The sequence below is a fragment of the Pseudomonas sp. SST3 genome (assembly GCF_003325755.1).
This window is the reverse complement of record NZ_QORI02000194.1, coordinates 1-3,056: the sequence shown is the minus strand read 5'-3', so window position 1 is coordinate 3,056 and position 3,056 is coordinate 1. Positions and strand designations below refer to the sequence as shown.

Sequence of the window (3,056 nt, the reverse complement as noted above, 5' to 3'; positions counted from 1 at the left end):
GGACGGTTACCACGGTGTGATTCATGACTGGGGTGAAGTCGTAACAAGGTAGCCGTAGGGGAACCTGCGGCTGGATCACCTCCTTAATCGACGACATCAGCTGCTCCATAAGTTCCCACACGAATTGCTTGATTCATTGAAGAAGACGAAAGAAGCAGCCCGAAATTGGGTCTGTAGCTCAGTTGGTTAGAGCGCACCCCTGATAAGGGTGAGGTCGGCAGTTCGAATCTGCCCAGACCCACCAATTTTGTGTGGGAAACGCCTGTAGAAATACGGGGCCATAGCTCAGCTGGGAGAGCGCCTGCCTTGCACGCAGGAGGTCAACGGTTCGATCCCGTTTGGCTCCACCACTACTGCTTCTGTTTGTATAAAGCTTAGAAATGAGCATTCCATCGTTGTGATGGTGAATGTTGATTTCTAGTCTTTGACTAGTTCGTTCTTTAAAAATTTGGGTATGTGATAGAAAGATAGACTGAACGTTACTTTCACTGGTAACGGATCAGGCTAAGGTAAAATTTGTGAGTTCTCTTAATTGAGAAATTCGAATTTTCGGCGAATGTCGTCTTCACAGTATAACCAGATTGCTTGGGGTTATATGGTCAAGTGAAGAAGCGCATACGGTGGATGCTTGGCAGTCAGAGGCGATGAAAGACGTGGTAGCCTGCGAAAAGCTTCGGGGAGTCGGCAAACAGACTTTGATCCGGAGATGTCTGAATGGGGGAACCCAGCCATCATAAGATGGTTATCTTGTACTGAATACATAGGTGCAAGAAGCGAACCAGGGGAACTGAAACATCTAAGTACCCTGAGGAAAAGAAATCAACCGAGATTCCCTTAGTAGTGGCGAGCGAACGGGGACTAGCCCTTAAGTGGCTTTGAGATTAGCGGAACGCTCTGGAAAGTGCGGCCATAGTGGGTGATAGCCCTGTACGCGAAAATCTCTTAGTCATGAAATCGAGTAGGACGGAGCACGAGAAACTTTGTCTGAATATGGGGGGACCATCCTCCAAGGCTAAATACTACTGACTGACCGATAGTGAACTAGTACCGTGAGGGAAAGGCGAAAAGAACCCCGGAGAGGGGAGTGAAATAGATCCTGAAACCGTATGCGTACAAGCAGTGGGAGCCCACTTTGTTGGGTGACTGCGTACCTTTTGTATAATGGGTCAGCGACTTATTTTCAGTGGCGAGCTTAACCGAATAGGGGAGGCGTAGCGAAAGCGAGTCTTAATAGGGCGTCTAGTCGCTGGGAATAGACCCGAAACCGGGCGATCTATCCATGGGCAGGTTGAAGGTTGGGTAACACTAACTGGAGGACCGAACCGACTACCGTTGAAAAGTTAGCGGATGACCTGTGGATCGGAGTGAAAGGCTAATCAAGCTCGGAGATAGCTGGTTCTCCTCGAAAGCTATTTAGGTAGCGCCTCATGTATCACTGTAGGGGGTAGAGCACTGTTTCGGCTAGGGGGTCATCCCGACTTACCAAACCGATGCAAACTCCGAATACCTACAAGTGCCGAGCATGGGAGACACACGGCGGGTGCTAACGTCCGTCGTGAAAAGGGAAACAACCCAGACCGTCAGCTAAGGTCCCAAAGTTATGGTTAAGTGGGAAACGATGTGGGAAGGCTTAGACAGCTAGGAGGTTGGCTTAGAAGCAGCCACCCTTTAAAGAAAGCGTAATAGCTCACTAGTCGAGTCGGCCTGCGCGGAAGATGTAACGGGGCTCAAACCATACACCGAAGCTACGGGTATCACGTAAGTGATGCGGTAGAGGAGCGTTCTGTAAGCCTGTGAAGGTGAGTTGAGAAGCTTGCTGGAGGTATCAGAAGTGCGAATGCTGACATGAGTAACGATAATGGGTGTGAAAAACACCCACGCCGAAAGACCAAGGTTTCCTGCGCAACGTTAATCGACGCAGGGTTAGTCGGTCCCTAAGGCGAGGCTGAAAAGCGTAGTCGATGGAAAACAGGTTAATATTCCTGTACTTCTGGTTATTGCGATGGAGGGACGGAGAAGGCTAGGCCAGCTTGGCGTTGGTTGTCCAAGTTTAAGGTGGTAGGCTGGAATCTTAGGTAAATCCGGGATTCTAAGGCCGAGAGCTGATGACGAGTTTACCTTTCAGGTAACGAAGTGGTTGATGCCATGCTTCCAAGAAAAGCTTCTAAGCTTCAGGTAACCAGGAACCGTACCCCAAACCGACACAGGTGGTTGGGTAGAGAATACCAAGGCGCTTGAGAGAACTCGGGTGAAGGAACTAGGCAAAATGGCACCGTAACTTCGGGAGAAGGTGCGCCGGTGAGGGTGAAGGACTTGCTCCGTAAGCTCATGCCGGTCGAAGATACCAGGCCGCTGCGACTGTTTATTAAAAAACACAGCACTCTGCAAACACGAAAGTGGACGTATAGGGTGTGACGCCTGCCCGGTGCCGGAAGGTTAATTGATGGGGTTAGCTAACGCGAAGCTCTTGATCGAAGCCCCGGTAAACGGCGGCCGTAACTATAACGGTCCTAAGGTAGCGAAATTCCTTGTCGGGTAAGTTCCGACCTGCACGAATGGCGTAACGATGGCGGCGCTGTCTCCACCCGAGACTCAGTGAAATTGAAATCGCTGTGAAGATGCAGTGTATCCGCGGCTAGACGGAAAGACCCCGTGAACCTTTACTATAGCTTTGCACTGGACTTTGAATTTGCTTGTGTAGGATAGGTGGGAGGCTTTGAAGCGTGGACGCCAGTCTGCGTGGAGCCATCCTTGAAATACCACCCTGGCAACTTTGAGGTTCTAACTCAGGTCCGTTATCCGGATCGAGGACAGTGTATGGTGGGTAGTTTGACTGGGGCGGTCTCCTCCTAAAGAGTAACGGAGGAGTACGAAGGTGCGCTCAGACCGGTCGGAAATCGGTCGTAGAGTATAAAGGCAAAAGCGCGCTTGACTGCGAGACAGACACGTCGAGCAGGTACGAAAGTAGGTCTTAGTGATCCGGTGGTTCTGTATGGAAGGGCCATCGCTCAACGGATAAAAGGTACTCCGGGGATAACAGGCTGATACCGCCCAAG

General features: G+C 50.6%; 2 tRNA genes and 2 rRNA genes. All 4 read left to right on the top strand.

What is annotated here, in order from left to right:
* A 16S ribosomal RNA gene (locus tag DQ405_RS26410) occupies positions 1–86 on the top strand; the annotation flags it as partial.
* An 81-nt stretch (positions 87–167) separates the two neighbouring features.
* Positions 168–244 (top strand) — tRNA-Ile (locus DQ405_RS26405).
* A 30-nt stretch (positions 245–274) separates the two neighbouring features.
* Positions 275–350: transfer RNA gene (locus tag DQ405_RS26400), tRNA-Ala, on the top strand.
* A gap of 247 nt (positions 351–597) precedes the next feature.
* Positions 598–3,056: ribosomal RNA gene (locus DQ405_RS26395) — 23S ribosomal RNA — on the top strand; the annotation flags it as partial.